At 65.6% G+C, this 19,034-nt stretch carries 17 protein-coding genes, 1 other RNA gene and 1 pseudogene; 10 read left to right on the forward strand and 9 right to left on the reverse strand.

The features are described from left to right. The 3 genes and pseudogenes from GSQ79_RS29460 to GSQ79_RS11430 form a co-directional block, all read right to left on the reverse strand. A pseudogene (locus GSQ79_RS29460) lies at positions 1-294 on the reverse strand (BAX inhibitor (BI)-1/YccA family protein); the annotation flags it as partial. A gap of 148 nt (positions 295-442) precedes the next feature. Next, positions 443-2,989, reverse strand: a complete 2,547-nt coding sequence (locus GSQ79_RS11425) for an ABC transporter permease (protein ID WP_158808839.1) — start codon at positions 2,987-2,989, stop codon at positions 443-445. Between the two features lie 5 nt (positions 2,990-2,994). Next, a complete protein-coding gene (locus tag GSQ79_RS11430) occupies positions 2,995-3,828 on the reverse strand; it encodes a DUF3108 domain-containing protein (RefSeq protein ID WP_158808840.1) in 834 nt (277 codons plus the stop codon). A gap of 347 nt (positions 3,829-4,175) precedes the next feature. Between GSQ79_RS11430 and hpnC the strand changes: the two genes are divergently transcribed. The 5 genes from hpnC to clpB all read left to right on the forward strand — a co-directional run bounded on the left by hpnC (position 4,176) and on the right by clpB (position 11,197). After that, positions 4,176-5,057, forward strand: a complete 882-nt coding sequence (gene hpnC / locus GSQ79_RS11435; protein ID WP_246725264.1) for a squalene synthase HpnC — start codon at positions 4,176-4,178, stop codon at positions 5,055-5,057. Positions 5,058-5,059: 2 nt separating this feature from the next. Beyond that, entirely contained in the window at positions 5,060-5,899 is an 840-nt protein-coding gene (gene hpnD, locus GSQ79_RS11440; RefSeq protein WP_158808917.1) for a presqualene diphosphate synthase HpnD, read from the forward strand. Positions 5,900-5,905: 6 nt separating this feature from the next. Further along, positions 5,906-6,814 carry a peptide chain release factor N(5)-glutamine methyltransferase gene (gene prmC, locus GSQ79_RS11445; RefSeq protein WP_246725265.1) on the forward strand — a complete coding sequence of 303 codons (909 nt, stop codon included), beginning with the start codon at positions 5,906-5,908 and terminating at the stop codon, positions 6,812-6,814. 435 nt (positions 6,815-7,249) lie between these two features. Then, positions 7,250-8,371, forward strand: coding sequence for a DUF4167 domain-containing protein (locus GSQ79_RS11450; RefSeq protein ID WP_174243199.1), 1,122 nt, complete (start codon positions 7,250-7,252; stop codon positions 8,369-8,371). Between the two features lie 195 nt (positions 8,372-8,566). After that, positions 8,567-11,197: an ATP-dependent chaperone ClpB gene (clpB, locus tag GSQ79_RS11455; protein ID WP_158808842.1), complete on the forward strand. Its 2,631-nt coding sequence runs from the start codon at positions 8,567-8,569 to the stop codon at positions 11,195-11,197. Positions 11,198-11,235: 38 nt separating this feature from the next. Here clpB and GSQ79_RS11460 read toward each other — a convergent pair whose 3' ends face one another. From GSQ79_RS11460 to GSQ79_RS11470, 3 genes are all read right to left on the reverse strand, one after another. Then, positions 11,236-11,403, reverse strand: coding sequence for a hypothetical protein (locus tag GSQ79_RS11460; RefSeq protein WP_158808843.1), 168 nt, complete (start codon positions 11,401-11,403; stop codon positions 11,236-11,238). Between the two features lie 108 nt (positions 11,404-11,511). Next, positions 11,512-12,021, reverse strand: coding sequence for a hypothetical protein (locus tag GSQ79_RS11465; RefSeq protein ID WP_158808844.1), 510 nt, complete (start codon positions 12,019-12,021; stop codon positions 11,512-11,514). A gap of 32 nt (positions 12,022-12,053) precedes the next feature. Next, positions 12,054-13,094: an alpha/beta fold hydrolase gene (locus GSQ79_RS11470; protein ID WP_158808845.1), complete on the reverse strand. Its 1,041-nt coding sequence runs from the start codon at positions 13,092-13,094 to the stop codon at positions 12,054-12,056. A 124-nt stretch (positions 13,095-13,218) separates the two neighbouring features. Here GSQ79_RS11470 and GSQ79_RS11475 point away from each other — a divergent pair, with 124 nt between their 5' ends. The 4 genes from GSQ79_RS11475 (at position 13,219) to GSQ79_RS11490 (ending at position 15,525) form a co-directional block, all read left to right on the forward strand. Then, positions 13,219-13,896, forward strand: coding sequence for a YggS family pyridoxal phosphate-dependent enzyme (locus GSQ79_RS11475; protein WP_158808846.1), 678 nt, complete (start codon positions 13,219-13,221; stop codon positions 13,894-13,896). A 50-nt stretch (positions 13,897-13,946) separates the two neighbouring features. Beyond that, positions 13,947-14,099, forward strand: a non-coding RNA gene (ssrS, locus tag GSQ79_RS11480) — 6S RNA. 16 nt (positions 14,100-14,115) lie between these two features. Continuing rightward, complete coding sequence (locus GSQ79_RS11485) at positions 14,116-14,700, forward strand: 5-formyltetrahydrofolate cyclo-ligase (protein ID WP_158808847.1); 585 nt, start codon at positions 14,116-14,118, stop codon at positions 14,698-14,700. Beyond that, the gene (locus tag GSQ79_RS11490; RefSeq protein WP_158808848.1) at positions 14,701-15,525 is read left to right on the forward strand and encodes a TIGR00282 family metallophosphoesterase; all 825 of its coding nucleotides are present in this window, start codon (positions 14,701-14,703) and stop codon (positions 15,523-15,525) included. A gap of 112 nt (positions 15,526-15,637) precedes the next feature. Here GSQ79_RS11490 and GSQ79_RS11495 read toward each other — a convergent pair whose 3' ends face one another. Next, the gene (locus GSQ79_RS11495; RefSeq protein WP_158808849.1) at positions 15,638-16,024 is read right to left on the reverse strand and encodes a response regulator; all 387 of its coding nucleotides are present in this window, start codon (positions 16,022-16,024) and stop codon (positions 15,638-15,640) included. A gap of 63 nt (positions 16,025-16,087) precedes the next feature. Then, on the reverse strand, positions 16,088-17,344 hold the full coding sequence (locus tag GSQ79_RS11500; protein ID WP_158808850.1) for a Gfo/Idh/MocA family protein: 1,257 nt from the start codon (positions 17,342-17,344) through the stop codon (positions 16,088-16,090). A gap of 335 nt (positions 17,345-17,679) precedes the next feature. Here GSQ79_RS11500 and GSQ79_RS11505 point away from each other — a divergent pair, with 335 nt between their 5' ends. Then, positions 17,680-17,868: a DUF2934 domain-containing protein gene (locus GSQ79_RS11505; protein ID WP_158808851.1), complete on the forward strand. Its 189-nt coding sequence runs from the start codon at positions 17,680-17,682 to the stop codon at positions 17,866-17,868. Positions 17,869-17,987: 119 nt separating this feature from the next. On the opposite strand, the gene rpoH is transcribed toward GSQ79_RS11505, so the two are convergent. Continuing rightward, a complete protein-coding gene (gene rpoH / locus GSQ79_RS11510) occupies positions 17,988-18,899 on the reverse strand; it encodes an RNA polymerase sigma factor RpoH (protein WP_158808852.1) in 912 nt (303 codons plus the stop codon). Positions 18,900-19,034: the final 135 nt, after the last annotated feature.

Raw genomic sequence — 19,034 nt, forward strand, 5'->3', positions numbered from 1 at the left:
GAACATCACGAAGCCGAGCGGGGCGAGCATCACCAGCCACTTCAGCGGCGAGCCGTAAAGCGCGACGCCGAAGTCGGTGAGCGGGATGCCGCGCATCATTGCCGAGGCCTGGGAGGCATCGTGCGCAACGGCAAGCTGGTTGGTCAGGTATGCGATCACGCCGGTGATCACGAGGCCGATGGCCATGTTGTTGTACACGCCGAGCATGTAGGAGCGCAGGCCCTGATCGACTGCGCCTCGGGACTGGGCGGAGCCCTGCCCCCAGCGGACTGCATTGCGATCGTAGTCGGACATAGAACCCTCTGAACTGTGGAGGCTTGACCGCCTCCGGGCGCCGTCCCTGGCGGGACCGTCGTGAGGGGAATATGGCCCGGCGCGCAAATCATCACAAGGCCGCGAGCCGGCTGCCAAGCTTAAACCTTCGTAATGTAACGGCTTCTCGTCAGAGGGTGCGTAGATATGGGGCCGGTTTGCGTCCCAGAATGCGCCAGGTGCCGATTAGCCCGAGCAGCACGGTGACGACCAGCGCCACGACCGCCGCGCCGATGGCCTGCGGCCACAGGAACACGAACTCGAGCCGCATGACCTTGGCAACGACGCCATAGGCCGCGGCAGAGCCGGCCAGAACGCCGAACACGGCGGTGCAGAAGCCGATGATGCCGTATTCCAGCAGGAAAGCCGCAAGCAGCCGGGCCCGGGTGGCGCCGAGCGTCTTCAGCACCACAGCATCGTAGAGCCGGGCCTGTTGCCCCGCCGCCAGGGCGCCGGCCAGCACCAGCACCGAGGAGATCAGGGCGACGCCGGCGGCGCCGCGGATCGCGGTGGCAAGCTGCGCGACGACGGAGGCGACCGCGTCCAGCGCATCCTTGACCCGGATGCTCGTCACACTCGGAAACGCCTGCGCGACGTCGCGCAACAGCGTCAGTTCACGCGCCGTGTCGCCGCCCTTCGGGTAGGTCACCGTAGCGAGATCGCTGTAGGGCGCGCCGGCAAAGGTGTTGGGCGAGAACACCAGGACGAAGTTGATGCCAAACTTGCGCCAGTCGACTTTTCGCGTGTTGGCGATGGTGGCCGTGATGGTGCGGCCAAAGACGTTGACGCTGATCGTGTCGCCGAGGTTCAGGCCGAGACCTGCGGCGATGTCGGTCTCCAGCGAAACCAGCGGCTTGCCGGTGTAGTCGGCGGGCCACCAGTCCCCTTTCACCAGCGTCGAGCCGGTCGGAATGGCGGCGGCGAAGGTGATGCCGCGATCGCCCTGCAGCACCCAGGCGGCCTTCTCGCCGGGCTTGATGCTGTCGGCGGGGCGCTCGTTGATCTTGACGATGCGGCCGCGCATCATCGGCACGAAGTCGAGCTTTCCGTCGGTCGCCTTGGCGCGCAAAAAGTCCTTGAAGGGCTGGGCCTGGGAATTCTGCACGTCGAGGAAGAAGAAGCTCGGCGTCTCGCCGGAGCTTGTCCGGTTGAGCTGCGCGCGGATGTTGCCGTCGATCAGCGTCAATGACACCAGCAGCGCCAGGCCGAGACCCAGCGACAGCACCACCGACGAGGTGAGCGCGCCGGGCCGGTGGATGTTGGCCACGGCGAGCCGCAGCGCGACCGAGCGCGCATGCGGCAGGCGCCGGGCGCCGGCCATCAGCGCCACTGCGACGAGCCGCAGCAGGACGAAGCCGGCAGCGGTCGCGACCATGTAATAGACGGCGAGCGAGCGTTCCGCCGACAGCAGCAGAATCGTCGCGACGAGGCAGAGGCCCGCGCCCACCACCATGGCGCGGTAGCGCACGCGCAACCCGCCGCGATCCGGCTCGATGTGATCGCGGAACAGGGCGGAGACCGGAATGTCGTGGGCGCGACCCAGTGGCGCCAGGGAAAAGGCCAGCGCCGTCCAGCCGCCATAAAGAAAACCTTCGGCGATCTGACTTGGATAGATCGACGGCGCGAGCGGGAACGGCAGGATCGAACCGAAGGCAGCGACCACCGCGAAGGGCATCGCCGCGCCGACGATCACCCCGATGACGATGCCGACGGCGGCGATGAGCATGACCTCGAACAGCATCAGCCCGAAGACGTAGGAGCCGGTGGCGCCGAGCGATTTCATGGTGGCGATCGCCGGGCGCTTGCGGTCGACGAAGCCGCGGATCGCATTGGCGACGCCGGCGCCGCCTATGATCAACGAGGTCAGCCCGACAAGCGTGAGGAACTGGGTGAATCGGTCGAGATCTTTCGAAAACTGCGGCGAGACGTTTTCCCGGGTGCGGACTTCCCAGCCGGCATCAGGCAGCGCCTTGGCCGTTTCGGCGGCGAGGCTGCGCACGCTGCCGCTGGAGGCCGGCTGCCCCGGCAAAGCGTCCGGCAGTGCGACCCGATACAAGTTGCGCACGAGCGAGCCGGGCTGCACCAGGCCCGAGGCCTTCAGGCCCGCGTCGGACATCAGCACGCGGGGCCCGAAGCCGATGCCGGCGGCCAGCTTGTCGGGCTCTTGCGTGAGAGCCGCGCGCAAAACGAACAGCGCGTCGCCGATATGAAACGTGTCGCCGACCTTGAGGCCGAGCCGCGCCCCGATCGCCACGTCGGCGACCACGCCAAAAGCGCCATCGCGCTTGCCGAGTGCATCCCCCAGCGGCAGCGGCGGCTCGAGCAGCACCGTGCCGGTGGTCGGATAGTCCGCCCCGACAGCCTTGATCTCGACCAGCGCGGACGAGCCGTCGTCGCGCCGAGCCATGCCGCGCAGCACGGAGACTCGGGAGAGCGTCCCCTGCGCCGACAGGAAGGCCTGCTCCTGCGGGCTCGCCTCGCGCTGGATCAGATCGAAGGAGGCATCGCCCCCCAAAATAGTCCGGCCCTGCTTGGCGAGGCCGTCGCTCAGCGCGTGCGACACCGAGCCGACGCCGGTGATCGCTGCGACCCCCAGCGCGATGCAACCGAGAAAAATGCCGAACCCGGTCAGGCCGCCGCGCAGGTCGCGCATCGCCAGCCGGACCAGAAGCGGCATCTGGCTCAATGCGTTGTCACGTCGACGGACGACGACGTCTGGAATTCGACGGCATCGACCAGCAGATGCCCGGACATCGTCGGCAACGACACGCGCAGCGGCACGACGACATGGGCATGGTCGATCGGCGCGAGCCAGACTTCGATCTCGTTGTTGTCGGCCATGAACTGCGTCGACTTCGAGTTCACGAGATGCCCGGAGATCGGCCGATAGCGGGCGGTACAGACGGAGACCGGGCCGCTGTAGCCGCCGATGGCGACGTCGCGCTCGCCGGCATAGTTCAGCTGAATGTCGAACCGGGCGTAGCCGTCGTAGATCGGCAGGGTGCGGTTACAGGCGGACGGACCGACCAGCGGCTCGCCGGGCGGCACCGTCATGATCAGGGCGCTGGTGGGGTCGAGGATATTGCGCTTGTCGGCCTCGGAGACCGGCACGCGCTCGCCATGGAATTCCGGCGGCGGCATGATCTCGACGGCGCGCACGGTGCCCGCATTCAGCGCCATGCGCAGGGTCCGCGTTTCGTTGGTGTTGGCGGCGCTGGTCGCGTAGGCGCTCGGGGCCAGCGTGCCACGCTTCACGGCGCCGGACGACGCCAGCGCCATTTTCACGCTGGACACCATCGCGGCCAAGCCCGTGAGTTTGGCGTTGAGCGTCATCTTGTACGTCTGCGGCCCGAGGGCCCCGTCGGCGTAGACGTCACCGATGCGCAGGCCGAGGAGGGAGACGGAATAATGCGCCCGCAGCGTGTCGGCCGCAGCCGGCACCACGCCGAGCATGAGGCCCGCGACCGGAAGAGCCAGCCACCGCATCGCGGTGCCGCCCAACTTTCTCTGAACCATCGTGCGGATACCGCTCTCAAAAGGTCGTACAACGTGACGCATAGGTTGGCGACGCATAGGGTTGCGAAAATCCGTCGCTTTCAAGGCTACGGTTCCGATTCGCCGTCGCATAGCATGCCTATCGAATCCAGGCACCGACAAGGCCGCTTGCGAATTGTCGCGCCGCCGTCTTCACCATTCTTGGAGCAAACCAGCGTCCCGCCTTTTGCACCTGGGCTCCGGCTCCTATAACCATGCGCAAAATCTCATGGTTAGCCCGATGGACCGCGCATGCGCAGACGCCTGATGCCTCTCCCACCCGCTTTGGCGGCGCGCCGCAGCCTTGCGTCTTTGCACAGGCCAGTCCGGTGAGCACAGCCTCAAAGGAGGTCGCTGCCTCGAAGACGGAGACCGGCGAGAATTTTCCCGTCGCCTCACATCTCATCGCCCCGCAGCATCGCGGCACGGTGCTCGCCTTCTACAAGTTCGCCCGCGCCGCCGACGACATCGCCGACAGCCCGACGTTGCCTGCCGACGAGAAGCTGGCCCGGCTCGACCTTTTCGAGGAGACCCTGCTCGGCCGCTCCGACGCCATCGCCTCGGCGCTGCCGCTCCGCGCCACGCTCGCCGAGACCGGGCTGACGCCGCGCCACGCGCTCGACCTTCTCGTCGCCTTCCGCATGGATGCGACCAAGCTGCGCTACGAGACGTTCGACGAGCTTCTGCACTATTGCCGCTACTCGGCCGCTCCCGTGGGGCGCTTCGTGCTGGCCGCCCATGGCGAGGCGGAGACCACCTGGCCGGCCAACGACGCGCTCTGCGCGGCACTGCAGATCATCAACCACCTGCAGGACTGCGGCAAAGATTTCCGGGAGATTGACCGGGTCTACATTCCCTTGGACGCTCTGGCGCGGCACGGCCTGACGGTCGAGGCGCTGGGCGAGGCCCGCGCGTCCGTGCCGCTGCGCATTGTGCTGCGCGATCTCGCCCTGAAGAACGCCGCGCTGGTCACCCATGGCAGCGAGTTGTCGCCGCAGGTCAAGGACTGGCGGCTGTGCCTGGAGACGGCGATCATCGCCCGCCTGGCGCAAAAACTGAACGGCTGGCTGATCACCCGCGATCCGCTGAGCGAGACGGTCCACCTTTCCAAGACCGGCGCGCTGTTCCAGGCGGTGCTCGGGCTCGGCGCCGGAATCGGCGGCCGCTTCGGCCGCGCGGCGCCGGTTCGCCACACATCGGGGCTCGCATGAGCATGACGCAGGTCGAAACAACGCAAGACGCCAGCGCCGGCCGGGCGAAAGGCAGCTCGTTCTATCTCGCCATGCGCATCCTCGCGAAGCCGCAACGCCAGGCGATGTACGAGGTCTATTCCTTCTGCCGCCTCGTCGACGACATAGCCGACGAGGGCGGTACGCGGCCGGAACGGCATGCGGCCCTGCAGCAATGGCGCGCCGACATCAACGCGCTTTATAGTGGCGCGACGCCACCACCGGCTTTGCGCGACCTCGCCGTCGCGATCCGCGATTTCGGCCTGCGCCGCGAGGACTTCATCGCCGTCATCGACGGCATGGACATGGACGTCGTCGAGGATATTCAGGCCCCGGACTGGAACAAGCTGGAGCTTTATTGCGACCGTGTGGCGAGCGCCGTCGGCCGCCTCTCCGTCTGCATTTTCGGCCCGCCGCTGGCAGAGCGCGAAGGCCTCGCCCATCACCTCGGCAAGGCGCTGCAGCTCACCAACATCCTCCGCGACATCGACGAGGACGCCGGCATCGATCGCCTGTATCTTCCCAAGGAGGCACTGGAGGCAGCGGGAATCACCAGCCACGATCCGCTGAGCGTGGCCGCCGATCCACGTCTGCCGGCGGCCTGCAAACCCGTGGTCGCCCGCGCGCAGGATCACTTCGCCGAGGCCGAGCGGATCATGGATCGCTGCCCGCGCGCCAGCGTCAAGCCATGCCGGATCATGGACGACGCCTATAGCGCCATCCTCAGGGGCGTCGTCGCCCGCGGCTTCGAGGCGCCGCGGGAGCGCGTCCGGGTCTCCAAGGCGCGGTTCTTCTTTTCGCTGCTGCGCTACGGGTTGGTCTAGCCGGCGGTGGCTCCCGCTCCGACGGTGCAGGCCGGCGCTGCCGATCTCGCGGCGACAACCACGCGGGCCCAGGCCCAGCGATCGCTCGCCGGCGCCTTCGCCGACGCCGGCCTTAAATCGGCGCAGCTCGATGCCCGCCTGCTGCTATGCGCGGTACTGGCGATCGATCACGCCGGCCTGATCCGCGACCCGCATCTGCCGCTCGGTGCCGCCGCCACGCCTCTCTCTGCCTTCGCCGCGCGCCGTCTACGCCACGAGCCGGTGTCCCGCATCCTCGGTCGCACGGAATTCTGGGGCCTGCCCTTTGTCGTCACGCCGGATGTGCTCGACCCCCGCCCCGACACAGAGGCCGTGGTCGAGGCGGTGCTCGACGCGTTGGGCCCGCAACGATCCCGGCCTCTCCGGCTGCTCGATCTGGGGACCGGATCCGGCGCCCTGCTCTGCGCTCTGCTGCATGAGTGCCCGCACGCGTATGGCATCGGCGTCGATCGCTCCTTCGCGGCCTGTCGAGTCGCCGAGGCCAACATGCGGGCGCTGGGCTTCGAGGGTCGCGGCGCCATCGTGCAAGGCTTTTGGGGCGCCGGTCTGGCTGGCCCTTTCGACGTCGTCGTCGCCAACCCTCCTTATATAAGTCACGCGGAACTGGTCGCCCTCGAACCCGAGGTCGCCGGCTATGATCCCCCCGATGCGCTGGACGGCGGGGCGGACGGGCTCGATCCCTACCGGGTGATCGTCCCGGAGCTCCCCCGCCTTCTCGCGCCGGGCGGTTTCGCCGCCCTCGAGGGCGGCTGGACCCAGAGCCAGGCGATCGAGGCCGCGATGCGGGCTTCCGGCCTGGAGACCATCGGCGTTCGGCGCGATCTTGGCGGGCACGAGCGCGTTGTTTTCGGGCGCAGAACCGGAGAAGCGACTTGATCGTGGCTGCGGCGCATCACACCTACGTGGAAATAGGGTAAATGCAGGGAAAACCGCTTGGCGTTCGCTAAGAAAGCGAGTATGCCTCTTAGCCAACGACAGTCTTTCGCCGTCTAGCGACGCAGCGGTTGACGTCCATTCCTCTGGCTTTCCGGCGTGACAACGCGGAACGCGCGAGTGATGAGCCGCATTGAATTGGGTTGATGGTTGGCGCAGCAAAAGAGCTGCGAGCTCTTTGCCAAACATCAAAGACTTTTTCGCCCATTGAAACTGCCGCGGTGCATATCCGGTGCATTCGCGACTTGGCTGGAGAGCCAAAATCATTCGTTCCCTTGGTTCAACGTCCGTCTCGCGAGACGACCTTCAGACAAGGCGACACGCCGACTTCGGCGCTGTCGCGGAACGATCAACACCGATGCCACTCAAGGATCATCGATGAGACCTGGTCAGAACAAACGCATGCGCGGCCGCAACAACAATAACAACAGTAGCAACAGCAGTAATCGCAAGGGGCCGAACCCTCTCACCCGGTCGTACGAATCTAACGGCCCGGACGTGAAGATCAGAGGCACGGCCCATCACGTCGGCGAGAAATACCTGCAGCTGGCGCGCGATGCCCAGTCCTCCGGCGATCCGGTCATGGCGGAGAGCTATCTTCAGCATGCCGAGCACTATTTCCGCTTGATTGCCGCCGCTCAGCAGGCCCAGCAGCAGGCAGCCTATGGCTACCAGCGCCCCGCGGGTGAGCAGGTTGAAGCCGACGACGACGACGGCGACGATGATTTCAGCGCGCTGCCGGATCGCTTCGCCTCGCCGGCCGAGCGGGTGGTGACGCCCCCGCCGCAGCCTGCCCCTCAGCCCTACGTCGAGCGCCCCGCCTACAACGCCGGCAACGAGCGTCCGGCTTACGAACCGCGCCAGGAGCGTTACGACCGCTCCAACCAGAATCGCCAGAGCCAGGACGGTCAGAGCCAGGACCGTCCGCCGCAGCCGGACCGGCCCTATCAGGACCGTCAGGGCCAGTCGGATCGCCCGGACCAGCGTCCGCGCTATGAGAATCGGGACCGCAACAACCAGGATCGCAACAACAGGGGCGAGCGCCCAGCCTACGCAGAGCGCCCCTACAGCGATCGCAACAGCCAGGATCGGCCCAGCCAGGACGGCGCCCCGCAGCAGGAGCGCGCGCCCCAGGATCGCAACGGCCAGAACCGCGACTTCGACAACCGCGGACCGCGCAACAACCGCAACCGCGATTTCCGCGGCGAGAACGGTCAGCCGCGCGAACCCCGCGAATCGCGTCAGCCCGATATCGAGCCCGCGATCAACGGCCTGCCTGCCTTCATCACCACGCCGGTCCGCATCCAGCCGGAAGCGCCACAGCCGGTAATCGAGTCGATCGCCACGAGCGATGCGCCGTCGTCCGCGCCTGACGCCGCTGGCGAGACCGGCGAGTTCGCGCTGCGCCCCCGCCGCCGCCGCAGGACCAAGGCCGAGTTCGCCGGGCCCGAGGGTGACGTCGCGCACGAGGCGCCGACGCCCGATCCCGTCGGCGAATAAGCCGCCGCGCTATCATCGAAAAAAGCCTGAGGCGGTCCCCGTCTCAGGCTTTTTTTTCGCCAGTTGATCCACGCCGAGAGCCCGCCCCTTAACGGAACGCCACGCTCATCCTACATCTGGCGAGGCCGCCTTATGGGGCCGATCGAAAGACGCACACCGCCGCTACGGGACGGATGCGCGTGCAGGAGGGACTTAATGAATATCGAAAAATATACGGAGCGGTCGCGCGGCTTCATCCAGAGCGCGCAGAGCTTAGCCATGCGCGAAGGCCATCAGCAGTTCGTGCCCGAACATCTTCTCAAGGTTCTGCTCGACGATCCGGAAGGCCTTGCCTCCGGGCTCATCGACCGCGCCGGCGGCCGCTCGCGCGACGCGCTGCAGCAGACCGAACTCGCGCTGGCGAAACTGCCCAAGGTGCAGGGGTCTGGGGCCGGCAACGTCTATCTCGCGCCGGCGCTGGCCCGCGTGCTCGATAGCGCCGAGCAGATCGCGCAAAAGGCCGGCGACAGTTTCGTCACCGTCGAGCGGCTGCTGCTGGCGCTGGCCATGGACAAGACGACCGAGTCCGGCAAGATTCTCGACAAGGCGGGCGTGACCCCGCAGACGCTGAACGCGGCGATCGAGGACCTGCGCAAGGGCCGCACCGCCGACAACGCCTCGGCCGAGAACGCCTATGACGCGCTGAAGAAATACGCCCGCGACCTCACCGAGGCGGCGCGTGCGGGAAAACTCGATCCGGTCATCGGCCGCGACGAGGAGATCCGTCGCACCGTGCAGGTGCTGTCGCGCCGCACCAAGAACAACCCTGTCCTCATCGGCGAGCCCGGCGTCGGCAAGACCGCCATCGTCGAAGGCCTGGCGCTGCGCATCGTCAACGGCGACGTGCCGGAAAGCTTGAAAGACAAGAAGCTGCTTGCCCTCGACATGGGCTCGCTGATCGCCGGCGCGAAATATCGCGGCGAGTTCGAGGAGCGTCTGAAGGGCGTGCTCAACGAGGTCACGGCGGCGGCCGGCGGCGTCATCCTCTTCATCGACGAGATGCATACGCTGATCGGCGCCGGCAAGGGCGAGGGCGCGATGGACGCCTCCAACCTGCTGAAGCCGGCGTTGGCGCGCGGCGAGTTGCACTGCATCGGCGCGACGACGCCCGACGAGTATCGCAAGCACGTCGAGAAGGACGCGGCGCTGGCGCGGCGTTTCCAGCCGGTCTTCGTCTCGGAGCCGACGGTCAGCGACACGATCTCGATTCTGCGCGGGCTGAAGGAAAAATATGAGCTGCATCACGGCGTGCGCATCACCGATGCGGCGATCGTCGCGGCGGCGACGCTGTCGCAGCGCTACATCGCCGATCGGTTTTTGCCGGACAAGGCCATCGATCTCGTCGACGAGGCAGCCTCGCGCCTGCGCATGCAGGTCGATTCCAAGCCGGAAGAGCTCGACGAAATGGATCGCCGCGTCATCCAGCTCAAGATCGAGCAGGAAGCGCTGAAAAGGGAGACCGATACCGGCTCAAAGGACCGGCTCGTAAAACTCGAGACCGAGCTGGCCGATCTGGAGGAACGCTCGCAGGAGCTGACCCAGCGCTGGATGGCGGAGAAGAACAAGCTCGGCAGCGCCCAGAAGATCAAGGAGCGGCTCGAGGCCGCGCGCAACGAGCTGCTGCAGACGCAGCGCAAGGGCGAGTACCAGCGCGCCGGCGAGCTGACCTACGGCGTTATTCCGGAGCTCGAAAAGGCGCTGGCGGAAACCGAGGCCAAGCGCGGCAGCGTGTTGCTCGAAGAGGCGGTAACTCCTGACCACATCGCGCAGATCGTATCGCGCTGGACCGGCGTGCCGGTCGACAAGATGCTGGAAGGCGAGCGCGACAAGCTGCTGCGCATGGAGGACATGATCGCCCAGCGCGTCATCGGCCAGGGCGAAGCGGTGAAAGCCGTGTCGACCGCGGTGCGGCGCGCCCGCGCCGGGTTGCAGGATCCGAACCGGCCGATCGGCTCGTTCATGTTTTTAGGCCCGACCGGCGTCGGCAAGACCGAGCTCACCAAGGCGCTCGCCTCGTTCCTCTTCGACGACGAGACGGCGCTGGTCCGCCTCGACATGTCGGAGTACATGGAGAAGCACTCGGTCGCCCGCCTGATCGGCGCGCCTCCGGGCTACGTTGGCTACGAAGAAGGCGGCGCGCTGACCGAAGCCGTACGCCGACGGCCCTATCAGGTCCTGCTGTTCGACGAGATCGAGAAGGCGCATCCCGATGTCTTCAACGTGCTGCTGCAGGTGCTCGACGACGGGCGGCTGACCGACGGTCAGGGCCGGACGGTCGATTTCCGTAACGTTCTGATCATCATGACGTCGAACCTCGGCGCGGACATCATGGTGATGCAGCCCGACGGCGACGATTCCGGCGCAGTACGCGACGAAGTGATGCAGGTGGTGCGCTCGCACTTCCGGCCGGAGTTCTTGAACCGCGTCGACGAGATCATCCTGTTCCACCGTCTGCGACGGCAGGACATGGGGGCGATCGTCGACATTCAGCTGAGCCGGCTCGCGCGGCTGCTCGAGGATCGCAAGATCACACTCGATCTGTCACCGGCGGCGCGCACGTGGCTGGCCGAGAAAGGCTACGATCCCGCCTATGGCGCGCGTCCGCTGAAGCGGGTGATCCAGAAGGCGGTGCAGGATCCGCTGGCGGAGAAGATTCTCGCCGGTGAGGCCTTGGACGGCACGGAGATCACCATCGGCGTCGGGCCTGACGGGCTGATCATCGGCGATCTTCGCGAACCGGTGCTCGCGGCACCGCCGGCCGATGCGGGCGCCCGCGCGTTGCACTGAATAAGAAAGGCCGCTCTCGGGCGGCCTTTCGTTTGCGCCTAGTTCAGATGACCGCAATCTTCGATGAAGCATCGGGGATAGCGGTCCACGTCGTCCTGTGCCGTCCGGACATAGAAGACCGCGGCGATGACGAACATCAGGCAGATGACAGCCGGCATGAGGAAGCGCGAGCTGACCGGAATCGGGTTGGCTGGTGTTTGGGGCATCGCTCTGACTCGCGGCGACAGGTCGTGGTGCTACCATAACATCCGCGCGTCGAGTTAACGAATGCAGAATGGCGCAGCGATGCCGTCACCGCGAGACCTATCGAGCGCCTAGACCTTCCGCACCGCCGGCTTCGACGGATCGACGGCGTGGAATTTGATCGGCCCGATACCGCAGATCGCGATGATCACCGGCTCCTTCTCACCGGCCTTCACCCCGTCGTAGTGGCTCGTATGAGCGACGCGCCGGACGAAGCTTCCGGCTGCGACGGGAATGGTGGATTCGGGATCGAAGTCGTCGCCGCTCGTCGCCCACCAGGTGCCGGAGACGACCACGCAGACGCGGTCCGTCTCGTAGAAATGCGGCGCGCTCATCCAGCCAGGATACCACTTGGTCAGGTTCATATAGAGCCCGGGCTCGGACTGTTTCGAGTAGATATCAGCGACCTCGATGCTCTGGGGTGGTGCGTTGAGCGAGGTCTTGAAGACGAGATCCTTGGGCGGGACGATGATCGTCTTGCTCGGGTCGGGCGCCGCGCTGGCACTGCCGGCCATGAGAAGCTGCGGCAAGGCCATCAGCAGTGGCGCGATCAGCAGGTCGCGGCGATTGGCGTCAGTCATGAAAACCCTCCAAAAGGTTTTCAAGACATCGGTCAGCCCGCGAGAAAGTCGAGAAGGGTCTTTCGGAACAGATCCGGCGCTTCGAGATGCGGCACATGGCCGACGTTCGGGACGCTGACGAGGCGGGCGTTCGGGATATCCTTCACCGCGTCAGGGGCGGCCTGGGGGATCGACGGAATTTTGGCGGCGATCTCGGGCGGCGCGTAAGCTTTCAGCGGCGCGGATTCGTCGGCGGTGCCCGCGAACATCAGCGTCTTGGCGCGGATGTCGCGATATTCGTCGCGCACCGGCTCGCGGTAGATCATCTGGTAGGTCAGCGCGGAAGCCTTGCAGAACCGTTCGTATTCGCTGCTCTGCGCGACGCGCATCCGCCATTCCACGAACGGCTCCATCGCAGCCGCCGGCAACAATGGAAAGAAATGCCGGACGAAGGCGCGGTAGCTTGCCACCGTCTGGCGACGCTCGTTGGCGACCAGCGTGTCCGTCGTCTGCGGCGGGATATAGCGACGGTAGTCGATCAGGCCGATCGGATCTTCGAGGACGAGTTTCTGCACATGCTCGGGAAAGGCCGTGGCGATGCGCACCGCGAGCATGCCGCCGGTGGAATGGCCGATGATCGTCGCCTCGTGCACCTGCAGGCTGCCGAGCAGATTGATGGTCGCCTCGGCCAGCATGTCGAAGGAATAGGCGAGGTCTGGTTTTGAGGATTTGTTGAAGCCGATCTGATCCGGCACGATGACGCGATAACCAGCCCCACTCAGGTCCTCGATCGGCCCGGCCCAGTAGGACGAATCGAAGTTCTTGCCGTGCAGCAGGACGACCGTCTGGTTGCGGGAAGTGCCTTTGGGCGCAATATCCATGTAGGCCATGCGCACGATCTGGCCGTCGATCGACAGTTGGAAAAAGTGAACGGGCGCGGGATAGAGCCAGCCCTCGAGACCGATGCCGAGCGGATCGTCATAGCGCTCCGGCATCGCGGCAGGCGACGTCTTGGGCGTATGGGCGGCAAGCGGCAACGACGGCGCTGCGATGACCGCGGCGATCGGCAGGATAAGGTGGCGACGCGCGATCATGGGCATTTCCAGGCGATAAAGGCTGTGTCAGTCATCCGGCAGTGACATAACGCGCCGGCGTCGTACCGCGACGCAAGAAAATGTGACCGAAATTCCGGACTGCCGGACGAGAGAGTGTCTGCATATGACGACGCACCGCAATTCGACGGCCACCGATCGCCTCGCGGAAGTCCGCGCGCGCATCGGCCGCGCGGTCCGCGACTGCGGGCGCGAGCCGGACGCGGTGACGCTCGTCTGCGTCTCCAAGACCTTCGAGGCCGATGCCATCGTCCCGGTGCTGGAGGCCGGTGAGCGCGTGTTCGGCGAAAACCGCGTGCAGGAAGCGATGGGCAAATGGCCCGCCCTGCGCGAGCGGTTCGGCGCACTCGATCTCCACCTCATCGGCCCGCTGCAGTCCAACAAGGCCGAGGAAGCGGTCTCGACCTTCGACGTCATCGAGACGATCGACCGGCCCAAGATCGCCGAGGCCTTGGCCAAGGCGATGGACAGGCTCGATCGTCGGCCGCGGCTCTTCGTCCAGGTCAACACCGGAGCCGAGCCGCAGAAGGCCGGCATTCTGCCCGAAGATGCCGACGCCTTCGTCAAGACCTGCCGCGAGACCTACGGGCTCGCGATCGCCGGGCTGATGTGCATACCACCGGTCGATGATCAGGCGTCGCCGCACTTCGCGCTGCTGAATGTGATCGCGGCCCGCAACGACCTGCCTGCCTTGTCGATGGGGATGAGCGCGGATTTCGAGCTCGGCATTCAGCTCGGCGCCACGCACGTGCGCGTCGGAAGCGCGATTTTCGGGACGCGATAGCCGGCGCCCCGGCCCTAGCGCGGGGACGCGTGATGCCCTACATTGACCAAGCGGCGCTGCGGGGTGCGTGTTGGATCTGTATTCCCGGGGCCTTATCGATCTCAAGGGAGCTGTCCCTGTGCTTGCCCGTGGGCTTGTGCATATGGCGCCCACCTACGTTGTAGGTTCCCGGGGTCGATGTCCCACGGCCATCGTGGCCCGCACAGTTTTTTGGGTCTCATGACGACGCTTCTCGACAAACCGGCCATGCGCGCCGCCTCTCTCGCGGCCCGCAGCGCGGTCACCACCGAGGTCGCCGCCGATTTCGCGACCCGCCTCGCCGACATGGGGCCAGCCTTGGCGCGCGAGCACAATGCCAAGGTCGTCTCCGCCTACTGGTCGATCGGCGACGAAATCTTGACGCTGCCGCTGCTCGAAGCGCTTGCCGCCGCGGGCTTCACGGTCGCGCTGCCGGTCACCGGCCGGATCGGCGAGCCACTGGTGTTTCGCCAGTGGAAGCCTGGCGATGATATGATGATCGGCAGGCTGAATATCCCGTCGCCCAATCCTGCAGAACCGGTTCTCATGCCGGACCTTCTCTTCGTCCCGCTCATCACCTTCGACCGGCGCGGCCACCGCATCGGCTACGGCGCCGGCTTCTACGACCGCAGCCTGGCGGCGCTACGCGCTGAAAAGACGGTGGTTGCGATCGGCGTCGGCTATGCCGCGCAAGAAGTGCCGAGCGTGCCGTCCGAGCCGCACGACCAGGCCCTGGATTTCGTGCTGACCGAACGCGAGCTCATCGCCAGCGCGACCGAAGCCTGAATGCGTCTTCTCTTCATCGGCGACATCATCGGCCGGGCCGGCCGCGCGATCCTTCTGTCGACGCTGCCCGACCTGCGCCGACGCTGGGCGCTCGACTGCGTCGTCGTCAACGGCGAGAACGCGGCCGGCGGCTTCGGTATCACGGAGACCATCTGCACGGAATTTCTGGAAGCCGGCGCCGACTGCATCACGCTCGGCAACCATTCCTTCGACCAGCGCGAGGCGCTCGTCTTCATCACCCGCCAACCGCGCCTGATCCGGCCGATGAACTATCCCAAGGGCACGCCTGGCGGCGGGACGGCTCTGATCGACACCGAAAGCGGGCATCGCGTGCTCGTCGCCAGCGCGATGGGCCGGACGTTCATGGACGCGATGGACGATCCTTTCGCCGCCATCGACGCCGAACTCGAAGCCTGCCCGCTGGGCCAGGTCTGCGACGCTGCGATCATCGATTTCCACGCCGAAGCCACCAGCGAGAAACAGGCGTTCGGCCATTTCGTCGACGGCCGCGCTTCGCTCGTCGTCGGCACGCACACGCATGTGCCCACCGCCGACCATCAGATCCTTCCCGGCGGTACGGCCTATATGAGCGATGCCGGGATGACCGGCGATTACGACTCCGTCATCGGCATGGAAAAGGAAGAGCCGATCCGCCGGATGACGCGAAAAGTGCCAGGCAGCCGGTTCGAGCCGGCGATGGGTCCGGCGACGCTGTGTGGCATCGCCGTCGAGACCGATGCGTCCGGCCACGCGATCCAGGTGGCGCCGGTGCGCATCGGCGGGCGTCTGTCGCAGACGCGGCCCGCCTTTTGGGAGCCGGCTTAAGCATCGGGGTACGATGTGGGCGCTTAGTTATGCGGTCTCTTCAATGAGGTGCATATGGAATCAGGTTTTTGTCAAAACCATTTTTCGAGCGATACTCATAGAACGCGTTCGGCTAAGTGACAGGCGGCTCGGCAATCAGCCCGTCGACATGCTGGAGAAGATCGCGCTCCTCATAAGGTTTGGCGACAAAACGACCGTGATCCGGAATTTCGGAATCGGCCAGCTTGACGCCGCCGGATGTGACCAGCAGAAGCACGTTCGGCCAGCGCTCATGAACTTCCCGCGCGAGATCCAGACCGGTCCGCCCCGGCATCTGCACGTCGGTGAACAGCAGCCTGATATCCCCACGATCCTCGATGATCCGCAGAGCGCTGGCCGCATCGTCGGCCTCCACCACCTGATACCCTGCAGACGACAACAGGTCGGCAGCGTGCCAGCGAAGCAGGGCTTCGTCATCGACGACGAGTACGACAGGGGTGGCATTCTCGGGCTGTGTCATTTTCCTCAAACACAACATCCGCGAGGAGGTTGCACGGCGGTGTGATGATTCCTGGCAGTTGCGCTAAAGTCCGATCGGACCACGAAAGGCGTCGAGCTTGGTCACCGCCGGCAGCTTGACCGGCATGCCGCTCGCCGCGGCCTCGTAGATCGCAGCGAGGATCCTTTGATCCTGCAAGCCTTCCTCCCCCGGGGTATGCGGCTCGCGATCGGCGCGGATGGCTTCGGCAAAATGGTCCATTTCGACCGCGAACTGGTTCTTCGGCTCGAACACGCGCTGCTCCCGCACGTCGGCTTTGCCAGCCTTGTGTCCGATATGCATGGCGAGATTGTTGTAGGCGAATGCAGGGTCGAGGCCGACCCAACCGTCGGTTGCCATCGCGCGCAGACGCCGACTGTTGTAGCCGCTGTAGCCGGACGAGCCGACGCCGAGGACGCCGGAGGGAAAGCGCAGCGTGAAGGTTGCGAGATCCTCGACCTCGCGGAAGCGCGGGTCGTCCTTCGGCTGCGTGATGTGCCCGGTGACTTCGATCGGCTCTTCGCCGGTTATGTAGCGGAAAGCATTGAGGCAGTAGAGCCCGACGTCGGGCAGCGACCCGCCCCCCGCCATCGCCTTGATCTGGCGCCACTGGCCGATCGCCGCGTCGTTCTGCGAATTGACCGCCTCGATCATCCGCAGCTCGCCATGCGCCTTACTGCGCACGAGCTCGACCAGCGCCCGATGGGTGCCGTTGTATTGCAAACGATAAGCGATCATCAGCTTGCGGCCGGCATCGCGGCACGCCTTCACCATCTGCTCGGCCTGGGCGACAGTTGCGGCCATCGGCTTTTCGCAAAGCACGTGCTTGCCGGCCGCGGCGGCACGCTGGGTGAATTCGGCATGCATCGCGTTCGGCAGCACGATGTAGACGATGTGGACGTCGGGATTGTCCTTGATCGCATCAAACGACGCGTAATCGTAGACGCTGGTATCCGGGACACCGTACTGCGCGGCGATCGCCAGCGCCTTCGGACGGTGACCGCTCACCAAGGCAGTGCAGCGGACATTCTTGGCTTCGGCGAAAGCCGGCATGATCTGTTCGAGCGTAAGATGGCCGATCCCGACGATCGCGACACCCAGGCGTTTGCCCGGCGGTTGCGGGTTCGCCAGGGTCTCGCCGCCTTCGCTTGCCGCATGGAGCGGCGGCAGCGTCACGGTGTCGCCGTCGGCACGGCCGAACAGCGCTGGTGGCTGGTCCTGAGCCGATGCCGGCTTGATCAAGCCCGATGCCGCGACACCGGCGGTCGAAGCGAGAATCGTACGGCGGGTCACGTCTGACATGCGGGCCTCCTCTTCGATGACGCCCAGAAACGATCGGGAGGCGGAATCGGACAGGCTCGCAGGCACAAAATCTTGGGACGGAACGACGCATGCCACCGTGCGCGTCGCGCAATGCGGTAAAGTCACTCGGATTTTTCTTTGGGCTTTCGCAGTGCATGCATAAGATGGTGACGTCGATCGACCGGGACCGATGCATGGTGCGTTGACCCGGTGCCTCTTTATGCTGCGCACTGCGCGCGACTCATCGGTGTTTGAACGCCGGGGTCACACGAAGTCCGGCCCGGCCGTTCGGCTTCGCTTCGAGCAGGACGGCCCTTGAACGTCAGGATGCGTCCATGGATGATGAATTCGAGTACCACGTCCGCCATCGCGCCTACGAACTCTGGGTCCAGGCAGGCCGCCCGGACGGCAAGCACCAGGATTTCTGGGAGGCCGCGGAGCGCGAGATGAAGGTGCAGCAAAAGTCTCAGCTCAACGGCGCATCGCCGAAGCCCGAGGCCGTCGACGCACCCGACGACATCTAGGTCCGGCGCGCTGGTCTGACGCGCGCGGCTGATCCGCTCGATTACGCCGGGCCGCCGCCGGGCCGACGAAAAAGAGGCCGCGAACATCGCGGCCTTTTCAGTGTCTGGAATGCGAAGCGCTAGGCGCCGATCTGCGCGACCGGCCTCGAAAGCACCGGAACCGGCGCCTCCAGCTTGGCCATGCCGCTTTTCACCGCCGCCTGGACCTTCTCGAAAGCGCGCACCTCGATCTGACGCACGCGTTCGCGGGAGATGTTGAACTCGTCGGACAGGTTTTCCAACGTGATCGGGTCGTCGGCCAAGCGTCGCGCCTCAAAAATGCGGCGCTCGCGATCGTTCAGCACGCCGAGCGCGCTGTGCAGCACGCCGTGGCGGTTGTCGCTCTCCTCGCGATCGACCAGCAGGTTCTCCTGGCTCGCCGAACTGTCGACCAGCCAATCCTGCCACTCGCCTTCGCCCTCTTCGCGCAACGGCGCATTGAGCGAGGCGTCGCCGGACATCCGGCGGTTCATGTCGATCACGTCCTGCTTGCTGACGCCGAGCTTGGTCGAAATGATCTCGACCTGATCGGGGCGCAGATCGCCCTCCTCCAGCGCCGAGATCTGGCTCTTCGCCTTACGCAGGTTGAAGAACAGCTTCTTCTGGCTGGCGGTGGTGCCCATCTTCACGAGCGACCAGGAGCGCAGGATGTATTCTTGAATCGACGCGCGGATCCACCACATCGCGTAGGTCGCCAAACGGAAGCCCTTGTCCGGCTCGAAGCGCTTGACGGCCTGCATGAGGCCGACGTTGCCCTCGGAAATCACTTCGCCGATCGGCAGCCCATAGCCGCGATAGCCCATCGCGATCTTGGCGACGAGGCGCAGATGCGAGGTGACGAGACGGTGGGCGGCATCGGGGTCTTCATGCTCCTTCCAGCGTTTGGCGAGCATGTATTCTTCTTCCGGCTGCAGCATCGGGAACTTGCGGATCTCGTTGAGATACCGCGACAGTCCACTTTCGCCGGAAATCATTGGTAAGGCAGCAGCCATAACAAACCTCCAGTGGAGCCCCCGCTTTCGGCAGGCTCCGGCGCAGCCACGATGGGTCGATTGCGCGACTCAAGGATATAGGATGCGGCCGGAAGAGCATAAGGCCCGTATGATGCATTGCGGCATTACAAATTC

The sequence above is a fragment of the Beijerinckia sp. L45 genome, from assembly GCF_009765775.1.
Classification (GTDB): Bacteria; Pseudomonadota; Alphaproteobacteria; order Rhizobiales; family Beijerinckiaceae; genus RH-AL1.